This is a genomic window from Natronosalvus vescus (assembly GCF_023973145.1).
Lineage (GTDB): Archaea > Halobacteriota > Halobacteria > Halobacteriales > Natrialbaceae > Natronosalvus > Natronosalvus vescus.
Window position 1 is genome coordinate 1776490 of record NZ_CP099546.1, and the last position, 16840, is coordinate 1793329.

Sequence of the window (16840 nt, forward strand, 5' to 3'; positions counted from 1 at the left end):
CCATCGAGATCCCCGACGGCACTGTTTCAGTTCGACGCGGTACGATCTGGTGGTGATACTACTTGGAGGCGGTTGGATCCGGAATGGATGCAGTCGTCGTAAATGGGACAATGTTGTCGGTAAGAAGGAGGGAGGGTTGAGTGGAATGGTGTTCTGTGGACTGAAGGAATGATGAAAGTGTGATAAAATAACCCATGTGATAGTGTGGCAGTGATTGGTCGGGAACCCCCCACCCCTTTGTTTCAGGTGGAGAAGGAAACGAGAGGGTGGGGGTTAGAGGGTGACTTTTAGGATGGAAGGATTTATGATGATGCTGTCTGAATTAGTCCGTACTCCTAGCAAATACAGCATATTACTAGACGGGTTGTATTTAGTTACTAGAAGCTACTAGAATCATCGCTCAATCAGCTTCGAGTTACTAGACACTCCCTATTACCGGAATTCTGGCTTCTCGGACATCTCTTTCATCCGTTCGAGGCGAAAAACCACCCTGAGAACGAATCATTTCCACCACTAACCACCCAACACGCACCCACCGCTCCTCTGATCTCCACCTGAAACGAAGGGGTGGGGGTGTTCTGGATCGGGAATCTTGAGACGATTCTACCAATAATACTCTGAAATTTCTCATTAGATCCCTGACTACTCTCTTCATTTCGATCGAACACCCCTTCGTTTCCACTCGAGAAAACACCACAACTCGAAGCTTTGCCTCGAGGTTTCTCACTAACCCTCTCCGGCTTTCCACTATCATCTCCTGTTTCCTGACGTCTTTCCTCCTCTCGTCGTTGAGCATTCGAGCGTCCACCATCTGGGGGATCTCGTTGCCACCAACGAACCTCGGTACATCTTTGCCATCGGCCCGCAAATCGCCATTCATAAACATGCACGATGAACGCTCACGCGAGCTCTACGATCGGGCGCTCTCCGTCATGCCTGGCGGCGTCAACTCGGCCGTCCGGGCGGCGATCGAGCCCTATCCGTTTTTCGTCCAGAAGGGTGACGGCGGTCACGTCATCGACGCGGACGGCAACCGCCTCGTCGACTGGGTCATGGGACTCGGGCCGCTCCTTCTCGGTCACGATCTTCCCGATCCCGTCCAGGCAGCCATCCAACGGGCAGCCAGCGAAGGCCCGATGTACGGCACCCCGACTGAGGTCGAGGTCGACCTCGCCGAATTCGTCGTTCGCCACGTCCCGAGCGTCGAGAAGATCCGCTTCGTTAACTCCGGCACCGAGGCCACCGTCTCCGCCGTTCGCCTCGCTCGAGGCACCACCGGTCGAAACAAGATCGTCATCATGCAAGGTGGGTATCACGGCGCTCAGGAATCGACCCTCGTGGAAGGTGATGCCGACCATCCCGCTCCGTCGTCGGCTGGCATCCCTCATGAGTTCGCAAAACACACGCTTCCCGTCCCGTTCAACGACGAGGAGGCCATGCGTCGCGTCTTCGAAGACCACGGCGATGATATCGCCGGTGTGCTCGTCGAACCGATTCTCGCGAACTACGGCATCGTCCACCCCGTCGACGGCTACCTCGAGTTCCTTCGGGAGATCGCCGACGAACACGGCTCCCTACTCATCTTCGACGAAGTCATCACGGGCTTTCGGGTCGGCGGACTCGGCTGTGCCCAGAGTCACTTCGGCGTCACGCCCGATCTCACGACCTTCGGCAAGATTATTGGCGGCGGGTTCCCCGTCGGAGCGATCGGTGGCCGCGCCGACCTGATCGAACACTTCGCACCCACGGGCGACGTCTTTCAGGCGGGCACGTTCTCGGGCCACCCCGTCACGATGGCGGCCGGTCTCGAAACGCTCACGTTCGCCGCGGAAAACGATGTCTACGAACACGTCAACGGCCTCGGCGACCAGCTTCGAAGCGGACTCACCGATATTCTCGCCGACCAGGCGCCCAGCTACACCGTCGTCGGCACCGACAGTATGTTCAAAGTCGTCTTCACGCGCGAGGGGCCCGACCGGAACGACCTCGAGGGCCAGTGTGAAGCTGGCTGTGTTCAGGATCCCGACTGTCCACGATACGAGTACTGTCCGAAGAACGCCGCGGACGTCAAACGAGCCGAAACCGAGCGCTGGCGACGAATATTCTGGGGGGAGATGCGCGAGCAGGGGATCTTCCTCTCACAGAACCAGTTCGAGAGCCAGTTCGTTAGCTACGGTCACACGGAAGAAGACGTCGAACGGACGCTCGAGGCGTACAAAGTAGCGTTGTAGCGGCTCGAGATTGTATCCGTTGTAGGACTCGGGTAGGTATCTTCCCCTCCGGCGTACTCTTTACCGTTACAGAACCCACGGGAAACTCTCAACCGTTGCAAGACACCCCAACGCTCAAGTTCAGAGGCGATGCCCCTTCTTATGGCCACTGGGGGTGGCCATCTGGGAATACAGGGTCACGGCTGGTCGTCATCACGCGCAACGCACAACCAGTCTGTGGCAGTCCGTATGTCGACGCACGCTGTGGTGGCGTGCTGATTTTTGCCAGCATCGAGTAATTCGTCCTGTCACCTGTGTTCGTACATTCTCGAGACTGGAGCTTGCCTGTTCTCGTCCGTTCTCCAGGTCGGTTCCAATCCATACTCTCGAGACGGTTCCAACCTCCCTTCGCACCCCTTCACTTCGGGTCGAGCGTTGAGCAGGTTGACATCCTCCTCCGCGTTCACGCGGAGGAATCCCACGGCTTCGCACCGCTGAGTTGGGATATTAGGGTTTGCAGTCTACCACCTCTGCCCGAGGTTGGAATCCTCGGGAGAGGTCGTGAAGGTAGACTTCGGGCTGTGCCAACCAGGCGGTACTCCTATCTTCGTCCAAACTGGCCGAAGACTCAGAGTTACTTTCATTGATATCGAGACGGATGTTCTCCGCCCCGTTCACATCAGCGTTGAACGCGCCATCACACCCCTCATAGACGTACAGTCCACGTTCGACACGCTGACTATCTTCTTCTCTCCCGCAGATGCAACACGTCTTACTCGTGTCGCGTTCGGACACTTCTACGACCTCGATACCCGCAACCTTCGCCTTGTACGTGAGAATCGACGTGAAGCGGTCGAACGCCCACCCGTGCAGGTCGAGGTTACCGTGGCGACCCCAGTTTTTCGAGTCACCGTTCTCGTCCTCTCGAACACCAGAGAGTTTCCCGACGTTGATTCGACCCACGCCACGCTCGATACACGTCTCTACGATGTGTTTTGCGAGGCTGTGGAAGAAGTGGGTGCGGCGTTCCGACCACGTGTGGTGGTGTCTGGTGGCTGCTTTGCCACCTGAGTTGTCACATCTGGCGATCTCTTTCGGGAAGTAGTAGCCGTCCTGTTTCAGGCGGTTGCCGGGGTAGAGGTCGGCTTGCTCGGTGCTGTATGCGACCGCTGCGAAGTTACAGATACCGAGGTCGACACCAGCCGACTCGGTGCCGGGTGCAGCGGGCGTCTCGATCCCGTCTTTGCAGACGAGATGCAGTTCCCACCGCCCCTTCGCTCGGTCGTAGACGGCTCTGACCTGTTGCAGATTCTCGAGGGTGATGCCAGGGCGGGTTTCGTACTCGATGAGGATGTACTCCCACGCTTTTGGGTGTTCCTTGTGATTCGCGCCTTTTGAGAGCCGAACACGGTTGTTCTTCGTGTCGTGGCGGATGCCGTTTTGTTTCCACGTCACCGTGCTACGCGGGTGTTCTTCGTGGACGCGGCGGCCTTGTGAGTCGTAGTAGTTTTTTTGCGGTAGCCAGGGGGATTCGCTCGACTGTCAGACTTCCTCTTTCCGTACCACGAGTTGAAGGATTCAGCGAGCTCCTCCAGAACGCGCTGACTGGACTGCGAGTGCAGTCCTTTGTATTTTGGATGAGTCTTCAACTCGTCTTTGAGATCGCCGTGGTCGGGAATCTCGCCCGTCTCCTCCCAGAGTTGCCGGGAGTGGTAGGTAGCGACGTTCCAGAGTTTACTGGCCGACCATCCGTGCCGGTCGAGCATCCGTTCCACTTGTGAGTGGTTGAGGATTTTCGCTCGATGTGTACGATGGACTTTCATCACTCTGAACGCCTATATATTAGCTTATTATCGATCTTATTGTAAAGCTTTGAATTGTGAATGGTGGATATCCGGCCTTGTTATCGACGGTGGACAGTGGAGGTGTTGTCGGATTCATCCTGACCCTAAAGGGTCAGGTATTCTCCTCGATTCTGTATAACCAATGACGCGGCCAGACCAGTCCGTCAACGCTATGGACGACCGACGATGAGTACGGGAAGAATGACGAACTGGCGGACGGTGTTCGGCCACGATGAACCCTACGCCGAGCAAGTCGACGGGATCGAGACGGCCATCGAAACGGCCAGAGACGGTGGCTACACAGTCATCGAAGGTGCGTGTGGAACGGGAAAGACGATGATCGCGCTCACCGCCGGCATCGATCTCGTGCGCGATCCGGACAGCCGGTACGAACGAGTGCTCGTCCTGACGAGCGTTAAACAGCAACTGCGTCAGTTCGAGACGGATCTCGAGACGATCAACGCGAACCTCCCGGCTGACTGGAACCCCGTTTCTGGACTCACGCTCGTCGGTAAGGCCGACGTCTGTCCGTACAACCGGGAAGGAGCCGGTGGAATTACCGACGAGACTGTGTACGACCGCTGTGAAACCCTTCGCGAGCGCACGCGAGAGCTCACTGGCGAAGGTGGCTCGACGACGGCCGGAGCGCTCACAGCAACCGCCCGAAGTCAACAGATCGGCCTTGCCGACAGTGCGAACGCAGGCCCACAATCCGGATCCGGATCCGGGCCCGGTTCCACTGGAACCAGGGGGGCACGCTACCTCGAGACGGCGGGCGAACCCACGCCCTATCCGCCGGAAATGCCCGAATACAGCACCGGTGGGCCAGCGGGCAGCGAGGTCGAGTACTGTCCATTCTACGCGCAGTTCCTCGAGGATCTCCCCGAGGAAAGCAGCGATAGTGACGCGTCGGAGGCCGTCCCGTTCGACGTCACCGAGACGGGATTGCTCACCCCAACCGACCTCATCGCGCAATCCGTTCGCCACGGAACCTGTCCCCACTCGGTGATGGGGGCTGTCCTGGGCCACGTCGAAGTCGTCATCGGTAACTACTACCACGCCTTCGATCCGACGACGACCGCCGCGTTCACCGGTGCCCTCCTCGACGAGTCGACGTTCGTGGTCTGTGACGAAGCCCACATGCTCGAGCCTCGCGTTCGCGACCTGGTCAGCGATGGCGTCTCCGATACGACGCTTCGGGACGCCGAGACGGAACTCTCGCGTGTCCTCCAGCCAGTGAAATTCGATCGCGAAGGTCGCCAGACGCAGGGTGGCTCGAAAACCGCCGACGCGGATCTCGTTCGCGCCGAACTGAACGATACCGACGTCTCGGTCGAGGAACTCGAACGTACTCTCGAGTTCGTGCAGGATCTCCGTGGCGAACTCGACCGGCGCGTGCGGGCTCACCTCGAGCGGACGAACCGCGGCTGGCAGTCGAACCTCACGGATCTCGAGGACGACGAGATTCCGCTTCGAGATCCGACCGAACCGGCCGAAGACGAACTCTCCGAGTGGGCCAGCGAAGCCGGATACAGCGACGCGATCTGGGTACGAGCCCAGACGGTTGGTGCGGTCGTCGAGCGTATCCTCAACGAGGCCGAAGACGAGGAGAAAACGCGGGCGATGCCCACCGTCGGTCGACTTCTGGGGGAGTGGTATCGGCAGAATCACACGGCCTACTTCCGGGAAATCGAACTCGAGCGAACCTGGGACGAGATGGAACCAGCGGACTCCTGGCGGCGGGCGTACACCGCGAGACTCGCCCTCCACAACTGCGTGCCGAGCGACGCGATCGGTTCCCAGCTCGGGTCGTTCGGGGGCGGCATTTTGATGAGCGCCACGTTGGAGCCGATGGCGGCGTTCACCGAGGTAACCGGTCTCGACTACCTCGCACGGGAGGAGGGTCGTCCGGTGGTCGAGCGCCAGTACGGACTCCACTTTCCCGAGAAAAATCGCGAGAGTTTCGCGGTCTCACTTCCCAAATTCACGTACGACAATCGTGGCCGAACTGACGAAGAGACACCGACCCGAACCGCCTACGTCGATGCGCTGGCGAAAGTCGCCCGACTCCCGGGGAACGTCCTCGTCGGAATGCCGAGTTACGGCGAAGCGGAATGGGCTGCGGCAGCGATCGAGGAACGTCTCGAGCAGCGACACGACGTCGACAAACCGGTCTTACTCGATGCTTCGAGCAGCGACGACGCGACCGAATCGCTCAAAGACGAGTTCTTCGCGGGTGACGGGAAAGTCCTCGTTACGAGTCTTCGGGGGACGCTCACGGAGGGGGTCGATTACAGCGGCGATCGCCTCACCGCGGCCGTCATCTGTGGAGTACCGATCGTCAACACCTCGAGTCCGCGGACGAAGGCCGTTCGACGAGCCTACGATGACACCTTCGGTGATGGATTCACCTACGCGTTGACTGTTCCAGCGGTTCGAAAGGCCAGGCAGGCGATCGGGCGGGTGATCCGCAGCCCCGAGGACGTCGGCGTTCGAATTTTCCTCGACGAACGGTATGCACGGGATAGCTGGGATTCGGTTCGGCACTTCCTGCCCGACGAGGCGGAGTTTCAGCCGGTCAGTCCGGACATGCTCGAGTTCGGGCTCGAGCGGTTTCGAACGCGTATCGAAGCGAAGGAGTGACTGACCCGGAGCAAAGGCGTGACCGACTCGAATCGGAGGAGTGACTCCCTCGAATCGGACGGGAAGCCACTCTACGAAAACTGACGGCAGATCGAGGCGGACGAGACCGGCTCGAGGCGTCACACAGAAACGTTCCGGCTGCTCAGGGGTCGAACTGTTCCGACCAGGTGTCGAGCCACTCGGTAAATTCGGTTCGACGCGTTTCGTACGAGTGCGACAGGATGGTCGCCGGCTCATCTGCGTAGTCTGCATAGATTTCGTACTCTTCGGGGAACTCGAGTTCGACGATCGATCGAACCGGATACTGGCCGAGGCGTGGGGCCAGCCCAGCCTGCACCTCTCTCGTGAGGAGGAACTCGAGGAACGTGTAGGCCAGGTCGACGTGAATCGCCTCATCGAAGATTGCCATCTGGAGAGGCTCTGCGTAGCTTTGGCCGTCGAGATAGGTGATCTGATACTGGCGTGGCGTTCCGTTGTCGTCGGAGAACGGATCATCGTCGGTATCGTCTTCATCGTCGTTATCGGCTCCGTTTTCGTCGTCGGATTCATTTCCGTCGTCCGAATCATCGGTATCGTTCTCGTCGTCTGCTGCCGAGTCGGTACCGTCGTCGGAGTCGTCGTTGTCGACGTCGTCGTCGGCCGACTCCTCGTCATCGTCATCAGTTTCTTCATCTGGTTCGGGTTCGACCGCCGCATCGATCGCCGCGAGTGCATCCGACGCGTACGCGATGGCCATGGGCCGTTCGCCGACGGCGTACGCTAGCAGCGTCTCGATCCAGTTTTCCCGGATCTCGATCCCGTTCGTTTCCAGCGTCTCCCACGCTTCGAGCGCCCCGTCGTCGCCGAGTGTGGTGTACAACTGGCCCAGAAAACTTCGACCTCGTCCGCGACCGGCAGGCTGTGGTTTCGGCATCAACACCGCCTCGGTGACACTGGGGTCGAGGAGTTCGTCAAGCGTGGAGGGGGCCTCGGTTGCCGTCTCGTCCACCAGCACGCAACTGTACTGGGTGCTCACGGGAAGGATGCGTCCGTCAGGGTCGTCGAGTTCCAGGCCGGTTCGAATCCCCTCGAGGGTTTCGATCCGATCACGGTTGAGCGAGCGGAAGAGTCCACCACTTCCGAGTTCTGCGTCGACGAGTGCGAGTTCGTCGACGCTCAGTCCGACATACGCGTCGACGCCGGGGAAGAAGCCCCGCTGGTTGCGCTCGATGTAGTGTTCGATTCCGGCGTTCGGGACGACCCAGTCAATTTCGGCATCCTCGAACTGGTCTTCAAATTCCTCTTTTAGCCAGGCGGAGGCTGGTTCGTCCCCGTGGAAGAACGGTTCCGTTGTCGCGACCCGGAGGGTTCCCTCGTCTCTCGGTTCGTCCGGCTCTGCATCGCCGTTCGGATCCGGCGGTTCGGGATCCGGTTCGCGAGTTGCACAGCCTGCGAGTGCCGAAAGTGCCAGCGTCGACGTGCCGGAGGTGAGACGGAGGAACGATCGCCGATCCATTCCAATCGTGTGACTGTTTGGCGCGAAAGCGCATAAGTAGCGGTGTCGGTGAACTGGAACGAGAACGGGAACAAGAACTGGAACGAGCATTGGAACGATAACTGGAACAAGAACGTGAATAGGAACGAGAACGCGACCTTCGAGCACCATCATCGATACCGATCGATCCAATTATCCGGGGCCGATACGGACTTGAGCGGTGACGTTCGACGTGCCGTCCCGTGGATCGTTCCCGTCGTGGAAGCCTACTGTTATTTCACCGTGCGATGCGAAGTAACCCTATGGCTCGTTCGTCGATGGCGCTACACGCCTTCATCGGTGCGATAGTCGGAGTCGTCCTTTCGTTCATCCCGTTTTCAACCGTCCTCGGTGGGGCAGTCGCCGGCTTTCTCGAGGGGTCTGACGTACGATCTGGGGCCATAGCGGGCACCCTTTCTGGTGCGGTCATGTTTCTCCCGGTGGCCGGCGGATTCGCGTTAGTGGTCGGGTTTCTCGGTCTCGGACTCGGGTTCGGTGGGGTTCCGGCGGGTGGATTCGTCGCGCTCGTGTTCGTCCTCTTCGTGTTCGGCGTTTTCGTGGCGATGTACACGATCGGTCTCGCCGCAATCGGTGGCCTCTTCGGCGCTATGCTCGCCGAGGAGTTTCCAGAACAACGCCAGCGGATACAGCGCTCGCTCGGATTGACGCCGTCGAAAACGGACGCACGATACGCCGACCAACCACCGTCGACTCGAAGGGCCGAGACTGACACGTCCCCACGGTCGAGCGAGACAGTGAGAGACAGGTATGGATCACCCGACCTCGAGGACGAAGAGACTGATTTCACCACACTCGACGAAGACGAACGACGTCGATGAACGGCGACGCGTTATCGACAGTAGACATGGTTGACGAGCGGAGCGTCCTTACTAGGGAGTAGAACGTGACGAGCGGTGAACCGACTCGAGTCGGGCGGGCCGAACGCTATATGGTGGTTCCGTGACTGACAGCAATCATGAACGTTTCCGAGGCCTCGAGCACCTGTGAGGCCGTTCTCGAGGAAGTCCAGACCGCCGTCATCGGCGACAATATGCTGTTCGAGACGATTATGGCCGCGATCGTCTCCCAGGGCCACGTCCTGCTCGAGGACGTCCCCGGGACGGGCAAGACGCTGACCGCCCAGACGATCGCGACGGCGCTCGACCTCGAGTTTACGCGCATTCAGTTCACGCCGGATCTGCTGCCTGCAGATATCACGGGCACTCACATCTACAACGAACACGACGCCAGTTTCGAATTCGAGCGCGGGCCGGTGTTCGCGAACGTCGTCCTCGCCGACGAGATCAACCGTGCCCCGCCGAAGACCCAGGCCGCCTTGCTCGAGGCGATGGGCGAAAAACAGGTGTCGGTGGCCGGCGATACCTACGACCTGCCCGAACCGTTTTTCGTTATCGCGACCCAGAACCCGGTCGAACAGGAGGGGACGTTTCCGCTGCCGGAGGCCCAGGTCGATCGGTTCATGATCAAGACGACGATGGGGTATCCCGACCGAGACGGCGAGTTGACGCTGATCGACCGACGGGCGAGTCGACACTCGAGGACTCCTGTCGTCGAATCCGTCGTCGACCAGCAGTCAGTACTTGACCTCCAGCAGGTACCCGAGGAAATCACCGCCGACCCCGCCGTTCGGGAGTATCTGATCGACGTCTGTCGGGCGACCAGGGAGGACAACCGTGTCGAGGTTGGGGTCTCCCCACGAGGCGTCCAGCGGCTGTTCGAGGCGAGTCGCGCTCGAGCGGTACTCTCTGATCGGGATTACGTCGCTCCGGAGGACGTTCACGCAATCGTCCACGCCGTACTCGATCATCGACTGGTGTTGACGACGGAGGCGGACGTTCGCGGCGTCGATCCAGAAACGATCGTCGACAGCGCGCTCAACAGCGTCCCTGTACCGGCGATGGCCAACGACTGAGTGCGCTTCGGCGCTCGTCCTCGAGTCCGACGTGGCGGCCGCTCTCGAGACGTACCGTTCGAGCGCGACCATCTGATTGGAGAGACGACGCAGGATTGAGCCACTGGGTGTGATCTGCTTCTCGAGCCACTGGCTGGACGTTCCTGCGTCGAGTCACACTTTCATAGACCAAGAACGGCGTTACTTTCGGAGAGCCCAGGCCACCAGTACGACCGCGAGCAACCCCGTTCCGAGGGCGGCCCCGGCGAGCCACCGCTCGACGATCGGGGCGTCGGTGACGACCCACCGATACAGTCCCAGGGTGGCGAGGGCGACTCCCGCTCCGGTGAGAACAGCGGCTGCGGCGTGTACAACTTCTGCTCGCATCGTCGCCGCATCCCGGCCGAGTTCGGTTCGCATGCCGTCGGCGTACTCGCCGATGTCCCAGACGACGAACGCTGCGGCAGCCGTCCAGATCGCGGTTTCGGTCTGCCCGATAACGGACAACGAGAGTGCCAGCCCGAAGATACCGATGGCTGCCAGTGCGGCACCGATTGCTCTCGCCGGCAGGATTCGAAACGTCCGGAGCATCGAGACCGTGAACAACAGCGACGAGAGCATCCCCAGTGCGACCACCAGTAGGCCGACGACGAGTGCGAACGTCGGGAACGCGAGCAGCAGTTCGGCGACCGTCTCCGGTTCGATTCGACGGATAATCGCCTCGAGCGTGGCTTCGACGCCTGGATCTGTAAGGACGTATGCGAGCGAGAGCGTCACGACTGCGCCGCCGACCATCGGGGCGAACAGGCGGACGAGCACCGACGCCAGCCCGCGACGAAGCGCCCGTCGAATCCACTCGGCGAGTACCAGGAGTGTAACGACGCCGACAACCGCGATTAGCAGGTACCGGAGTCCACTCGAGGTCAAGAGCGTCGCGACCCACTCGCCGAGTGGAGCTGGTACCTCCCCTCGGAGGTCCTGTGGGGAGAACGGAACGTCGTGGAAGTTTTCGAGGAACGCGGGGGCGAGGATAGCGACGAAGACGGCTCCGAGCGAGAGTTTGATTGCTACCGAGCACATTCGTTTCACCCCTCCGATGCCGGTGGAGATGACGTCACGCCGATCCGGCGGGGCGAGTCGTTCGAAGGGGATGTACTCGACGGTGGCCATCGTGAGTGCGGCCGCGACGAATAGCAGGGCAAAAAACGAGAGGACTGCCGACCGACTACCAGGATAGATGACCAGGTCTATCGCGAGCGCTGTCGCATCCGAGAGGGCCGTCCCGGCGTGTTCTCTGACGCCAGCCTCGGGGAGTATGCGGGCGAGTAGCACGATGACGACCCCAATTAGCGCGAGTGTCGCGCCGGTCGACGCTCGTCGAGCCCCGCCGTCACCGAGGTAATCCCAGGAAATCAGCGTACCGGCGAGTGCGGCGAAGATGAGCGACCAGACGGTGATCGCGGCGAATGGCCCGAAGCCAGCAATGCCAATGGCGAAGGCCCAGGCGAGCGTGATGGGCGTCGCGACGAGGGCTGCGACGGGAACCGCGATCGCACCGCCAACGGCTCGACGAAGCGGATTCCGACTCGCGAGCAAGGTCGCGGCCAGTGCCGCTCCAATGCCCGCTCCGGTTGCGACTGCGGCTAGCCGCGCCCCGATCAGTGAACCGCCGACGACGAGACAGACGACGATCGTACAGACGAACGCGGCGACGTCGCTCGCCGTTGGTTGGGCCAGCCCACCCCGAATCGCCTCGAGAACGCCGGTCGTGGCGCGCGACCCGAGCGTCAGGAGCGTCGACTGGAGCGTTTCAACCCGACCGCTCCCCCCTGATTCACCCTCGCCACCGATGGCCGCCGACCCCGGTCTTTCGGACGTTCGGCGACCCACGCTCGAGGTACCGCCGTCCGGCTGGAGTGACGATCCGGAGCGGTCGGAGCCGGTCATCGGGCCACCCCTGTCGAGCGCAGTGCACGGACGATGTCGACCGAAAGCGGCTCGGCCAGGTTCCAGTCGACGACGGTCGAGCCGAGTCCACGTAGCTCGTCGAGTCGGTTCCGGCGCTCGAGTCGCGAAATCATCGCGCCGGGTGGCGTATTGGTCGTTGCATCGATGGCCGTGGCGCTCTCGCTGTCGCTGACGCTGGTCGTCATGTCAGGACTGATGACGGTAACGGCTCGTCCTCGCAATCGGAGGTACTCGATCAGATCGACCGCGGTATCGTCGGTGAGCGGGCTGCAAAAGACGACCTGTGCGTTCCGGGGGAGCCGATTCTCGATATCGATCGCCAGACGGCCGCCGTCGGCACGAATCCGGTGGGGGGCCTCGTCGTCGATTGTCTCTTCGACCCGTTGGCGCACGTCGCTTCCGCTTCCTGGATCGATCCAGGAGCCGTGCTGGAGCAGCCCGAACCCGGTTCGGTTTCCGTCCTCGAGCGAGGCCAGGAGGCCCCGGGAGGCCGCGTACAGCGTGAGGTCGAAGGAGTCCGGCCCGCCCGAGAGCGAGCCCCGGTGAACGTCCCGTCTGTCGTCGACGAGAAAGACCATCGTGACGGCTCGCTCCTCACGGTGTTCGATCGTCGCGAGCTCGCCGGTTCGGGCCAGACGGTGCCAGTCGATTCGATTGATAGGGTCGCCGTGGCGGTACTCGCGGGCGGCGTAAAACTCGATTCCGTTGCCGCCGTCGTCGGTTGGCGTCCGGCCGACATACTGGATCGTTTGATCGTGCAGCGAGAACGAATCGAGCAGCGTCTCGCAGGTGAACGACGTCGTCCCGTCGACGTCGGGTTCGAGGGTGTCGAGTGCGCTCGAGGCGAGATTTCTGACGCGAACCCGCGGTGATCCGAACTGGTACTCCCCGCGGGGTGGCAGCAGTTCGTACTCGTGGGTGACCGTTTCGCCGGGGCGAATCGCCGTCGCGGTGGCGCTCGAGCCGTCGATCACCGGCACGTCGTCGGGGACGACATCATTGAGTCGAACGTCGGGGAGGACGCGATCCCCCTCGTTCGTCATCGAGAGGGTGACGCGAATCGGCTGACCGGGTCGGGGTCGATCGTCGTCGATCGTTCGCTCGAGGGAAAGCGTCGTTGCCGGATCGGCGCTGACGATGCTGACGAGGACGTAGCCGAGTGGGACGACGCCCAGCATGAACAGTGCTGGTGCGCCGAGAAGGACTGCTGCGAGGCTCACCAGGAGGGTGACCACGAGCGCTCCCTGCCAGCGTGGGAGTCGTCGACTCACGCCGATCCCTCCGCCGCCATCTGGAGTCCCTCGACTGACTGGAGTTCCGCGATGGCGTCGATCGTGTGCTCGAGGCTCCGATCGAACGGATCGGTCGCGCTCACCAGATCGAACAGCCAGAGTGAAAGCGGCGTGGACAGGCCGTCGTCGTCCGCGAGCAGGGCGGCGGCACGTCTATCGTCCGTCCACTCGCCGGCACGAATAGCTGCCATTGCAGCCGACTCCTCGATGCCAGCCTGTCTGGCGTAGGCGTCGGCGGCAATCTCTCGAAGCGACTCGACGAGGGCCGCTCTGGCTTCCGCTCGCAGCCACCGTGGCTGGTCGTCGTAGGCCGTTGCCTGTTCGATCTGGGTCTCGAACGCACGCCCCACCGGATGCCGGTTCTGACGAGCGCTGGTGGTACTCGAGGTGGCCGACACCCCGACGGCCGCCGACTCGTCCACGGGATCGATCGGTGTCGGCGACTCAGCCCGAATCCGACCGGCGATACCGATCGTCGGTGCGGCGACCAGCAACAGGAGTACCAGTCCGACTATGAGTAGTCGTGGGTCGACGTCCGCCAGCGCTGCCTCGAGTTCGGGGACGATTTCGAGGAGGGCGTCGGGTCGGTACAGCAACGCCCCGCCCAGGACGAGCAAGCCGGCGGTGACGGTTGTGACGAGCGTCAGGGCCAGTGTAGAGGAGGGGCGACTCATGTATCCTCCATTCTCCTGCGAACTGACGATTCATCGTCGCTCTCGAGCGTCGTGGCGAGCGAATCCTGTGCCGCCATCGTCTCGTCGACGTGGCGAGCAGGGTCGCGATTGCCGTACTCGACGTCGCGGAACGCGTCAGTGATCGTCTCCACCGGTTCGGCCGGCGCTCCCTGTGCTTTCGCGCTCGTCGCGACGTCGGATGGGGTCGCGACCGACAGGGGATACACCGTCGAGAGTGCGGCCACGGCGTCGAATGCCTCGCGGATGTGCTCTCGAGCGGTCGCCCGATCGGTATCTGGAATCGTCGCCTCCTCGTTCACAGATTCGTTGGTGCTGACGAGCGGCAGCGTCGATCGAACGGAATTCGCTTTCGATCGGAGGGATGCGAGCGCACTGATCACCGCCCCCCGGACGAGTCCGGGCAGCTCGGCAATCGACTGAACCCCTGCCAGTTTGGTGTACGCCCGCTCGAGCAGATGCGAGCAGGCGACGACGGCCCCCATCGCGACACTGACGAGTCGGCTCGGGAGCGCCCGAAGTGCGGCGATTGGGTCGTCGTTCGTCAGGAACAGGTAGCCGACGATCAGAATGAGTCCGATGAGGAGTGCGCTCACTAGCGGTCGGTCGCCGAGTGTGCCGACCGAGTCGCCGAGTGACTCGAGGAAGCTCCCTTCGTCATCGTCTTCGGTTTCGTCATCGCCGTCCCCCTCGTCGCTCTCGCGCTCATCGTTGGTTTCGCCGTCATCACTCGCTCGATCACTCGAGGCGTCGGTTCCGTCGTCTCCGTCGTCGTCGCTGGTCGGGTCATCACTCGCCGCATCACGCTCGCTCTCCGATCCCACGTCGCCGTCTTCGACGTCGGATCCCGTCTCCTCGTGGTCGGCCCCGTCCGAATCGCCGTCTTCCCATTCCGCAGAACCGTCACGCGGCTCGTCTGTCCCGTCATCCCACTCGCCGTCGTGGTCATCCCACTCGTCGTCACCATCGGACTGTCCATCGGCATCGTCCCAGTCTCTGTCGTCACTGGGCACGTCATCGTCCCCATCGTCGAAACCGTCGCTCCACTCCGGTTCGCCCGAGTCGTCCCACTCGCTTCCATCACCATCCGTCCACGAACTCCCATCCGTCGCTGTTGCATCGTCGGCATCCGTCTCGACGCCGTCCATCTCGGCCTCCTCGATGAGTTCGGACTGGGTTTGTTGGTCGTCGACCAGATCACCGTAGCCACCTTCGAGCCCGCTCGAGGAAGTTGGGACGTCGAGCAAGCCACCGGACGTGCCTTCGGTGGCTCCGTCCTCGAAGTCGTCGGGGATGTCACCATTGTAATCCTCGAGGCCCCCGTCGAAGTCAGCCGGGTCGACGGCGGACGGGTCGCCCCCTGCACCAGCCATCTCACCCGGCGATCCGCCGATTGAGGCGTAGATTGCCGCAAGTCCGAACAGAACCTCACTCGCGAGAGGATCCGTGAACATCTCCTCCTGGCCGTCTACGGCCGCCAGCACCGCCGCTTGAGTGAGTTCGTCGTCGATCAACGCGCCGTCGGCACCGAGTTGTCCGTCGGCCTGTCCGGCACCGCCGGCCAGATCGTCCCCGTCACCGAACCCACCGCCGTCATCGTTACCGAATCCACCACCATCACCGTCGCCCGCGTCGGGATCGTCTTCCCCGGCTGCCTCGAGCATCGCCTGCTGCAGCGCTCGCTCGCGCTCTTCGGCGGCTTCCTCGTCCTGGAAGGCCGCCGCGACGGGCGTGTCAGAGGCGACCATCGGCATCGCACTCGAGGCGAGGAGGATCCCGCCGATCGCACACCCGATTGCGACGACGGCGAGGAGCCGGCTCACTGCATCCGATGTGAACGCCATTCAAGAGAGACATAACAGCAGCTCTATTTACATGTTGTTGCCGCCGGCCTGACCGCTGTCACTGATTCCGGATGAAGAACTGTCTGCAAACGGTGTGTCCACCGTGTTCGGTCAGTATTCCCGACGCAGGTGTACTCGCATCGATCGGCCCGGCAATTGCCGGGGCTCAAAAGAGGATCTGTCCACGCTGTGACTCCGATCAGGAGCCCCAGAAGTTCTCGCGGCTGCCCAGTTGCTCGCGTGGTCTGCGCCGTCTGTCTTCGCCGTCATCAGCGTCTTCGGCGTCGTCGACCTCCTCGTCGCTCGCCTCCTCGCTCTCGTCGTCGTCATCGGTTGCTGGCTCGTCGTCGTCATCGTCATCATCGTCATCGTCGCCGTCGAGCGGCAGTCGTTCGACGACGTCGGCGCGAGCGTGGTTGCTGTGGACGCGCGTAATTTCGGCTCGAGCGCGGGCCTCCGGGAGGATGCCGTCGATCATGACGATGAAGCCGTCGTCAGTTCGACCGACGCCAGCGCCGCTTTCGTGCATGTCGACGACGTCGACGACCACTTCTTCGCCGCGTTTCACCGGCTGGGTTTTCAGATCGTCGATGGGCTGGTTGTACTGGTTACACCACTCTTTGCCGCCGCGGTCACCGTAGTGTGTACACCCCATTCCTGTAATGCGCTCAGAAAACTTCGGGCAGTCATCTGCGAGTGGACAGTCCGCCATACCCCTAGTATCCGTGGAATCGTTAAACCGCTTCCGGAACGGAAACGACGCCACAACGACCCGAAACACCAGTTTGGGAGAGTGTGTTGGGTTCACCGATCTCACGCTCGAGTGGCCAGTGTTACACGCTCGAGTAACCACTGGTTCAGGTTCGAGCGACCAGTCAATCGGTTCGCGTACTCGCGAGTGATCGCTGTAGCCACAGCGCAT

At 61.7% G+C, this 16840-nt stretch carries 11 protein-coding genes and 1 pseudogene; 4 read left to right on the forward strand and 8 right to left on the reverse strand.

Translation table 11 applies throughout. The features are described from left to right. Positions 1 to 418 precede the first annotated feature (418 nt). Entirely contained in the window at positions 419 to 796 is a 378-nt protein-coding gene (locus NGM68_RS08565; protein WP_252701222.1) for a hypothetical protein, read from the reverse strand. Positions 797 to 884: 88 nt separating this feature from the next. On the opposite strand from NGM68_RS08565, the gene hemL reads away from it, so the two are divergent. Next, positions 885 to 2231 carry a glutamate-1-semialdehyde 2,1-aminomutase gene (gene hemL / locus NGM68_RS08570; RefSeq protein ID WP_252701223.1) on the forward strand — a complete coding sequence of 449 codons (1347 nt, stop codon included), beginning with the start codon at positions 885 to 887 and terminating at the stop codon, positions 2229 to 2231. A 486-nt stretch (positions 2232 to 2717) separates the two neighbouring features. On the opposite strand, the pseudogene NGM68_RS08575 reads toward hemL, so the two are convergent. Then, positions 2718 to 4036, reverse strand: a pseudogene (locus tag NGM68_RS08575) (RNA-guided endonuclease InsQ/TnpB family protein). Between the two features lie 219 nt (positions 4037 to 4255). Here NGM68_RS08575 and NGM68_RS08580 point away from each other — a divergent pair. Then, positions 4256 to 6697: an ATP-dependent DNA helicase gene (locus NGM68_RS08580; RefSeq protein WP_252701401.1), complete on the forward strand. Its 2442-nt coding sequence runs from the start codon at positions 4256 to 4258 to the stop codon at positions 6695 to 6697. 142 nt (positions 6698 to 6839) lie between these two features. Here NGM68_RS08580 and NGM68_RS08585 read toward each other — a convergent pair whose 3' ends face one another. Beyond that, on the reverse strand, positions 6840 to 8192 hold the full coding sequence (locus tag NGM68_RS08585; protein WP_252701224.1) for an ABC transporter substrate-binding protein: 1353 nt from the start codon (positions 8190 to 8192) through the stop codon (positions 6840 to 6842). Positions 8193 to 8473: 281 nt separating this feature from the next. On the opposite strand from NGM68_RS08585, the gene NGM68_RS08590 reads away from it, so the two are divergent. Continuing rightward, complete coding sequence (locus NGM68_RS08590) at positions 8474 to 9049, forward strand: DUF5518 domain-containing protein (protein ID WP_252701225.1); 576 nt, start codon at positions 8474 to 8476, stop codon at positions 9047 to 9049. 137 nt (positions 9050 to 9186) lie between these two features. After that, a complete protein-coding gene (locus tag NGM68_RS08595) occupies positions 9187 to 10143 on the forward strand; it encodes an AAA family ATPase (protein WP_252701226.1) in 957 nt (318 codons plus the stop codon). Between the two features lie 180 nt (positions 10144 to 10323). Here the strand turns inward: NGM68_RS08595 and NGM68_RS08600 are convergent, their stop codons facing one another. The 5 genes from NGM68_RS08600 to NGM68_RS08620 all read right to left on the reverse strand — a co-directional run bounded on the left by NGM68_RS08600 (position 10324) and on the right by NGM68_RS08620 (position 16630). Further along, on the reverse strand, positions 10324 to 12069 hold the full coding sequence (locus NGM68_RS08600) for a DUF7519 family protein (RefSeq protein ID WP_252701227.1): 1746 nt from the start codon (positions 12067 to 12069) through the stop codon (positions 10324 to 10326). Further along, positions 12066 to 13361 carry a DUF58 domain-containing protein gene (locus NGM68_RS08605; protein ID WP_252701228.1) on the reverse strand — a complete coding sequence of 432 codons (1296 nt, stop codon included), beginning with the start codon at positions 13359 to 13361 and terminating at the stop codon, positions 12066 to 12068. The genes NGM68_RS08600 and NGM68_RS08605 overlap by 4 nt, the downstream gene beginning before the upstream one ends. After that, positions 13358 to 14056, reverse strand: coding sequence for a DUF7269 family protein (locus NGM68_RS08610; protein ID WP_252701229.1), 699 nt, complete (start codon positions 14054 to 14056; stop codon positions 13358 to 13360). The genes NGM68_RS08605 and NGM68_RS08610 overlap by 4 nt, the downstream gene beginning before the upstream one ends. After that, positions 14053 to 15918: a DUF4129 domain-containing protein gene (locus tag NGM68_RS08615; RefSeq protein WP_252701230.1), complete on the reverse strand. Its 1866-nt coding sequence runs from the start codon at positions 15916 to 15918 to the stop codon at positions 14053 to 14055. The genes NGM68_RS08610 and NGM68_RS08615 overlap by 4 nt, the downstream gene beginning before the upstream one ends. Positions 15919 to 16117: 199 nt before the next feature. Next, entirely contained in the window at positions 16118 to 16630 is a 513-nt protein-coding gene (locus NGM68_RS08620) for a TRAM domain-containing protein (protein ID WP_252701231.1), read from the reverse strand. Between the last annotated feature and the right edge of the window lie 210 nt (positions 16631 to 16840).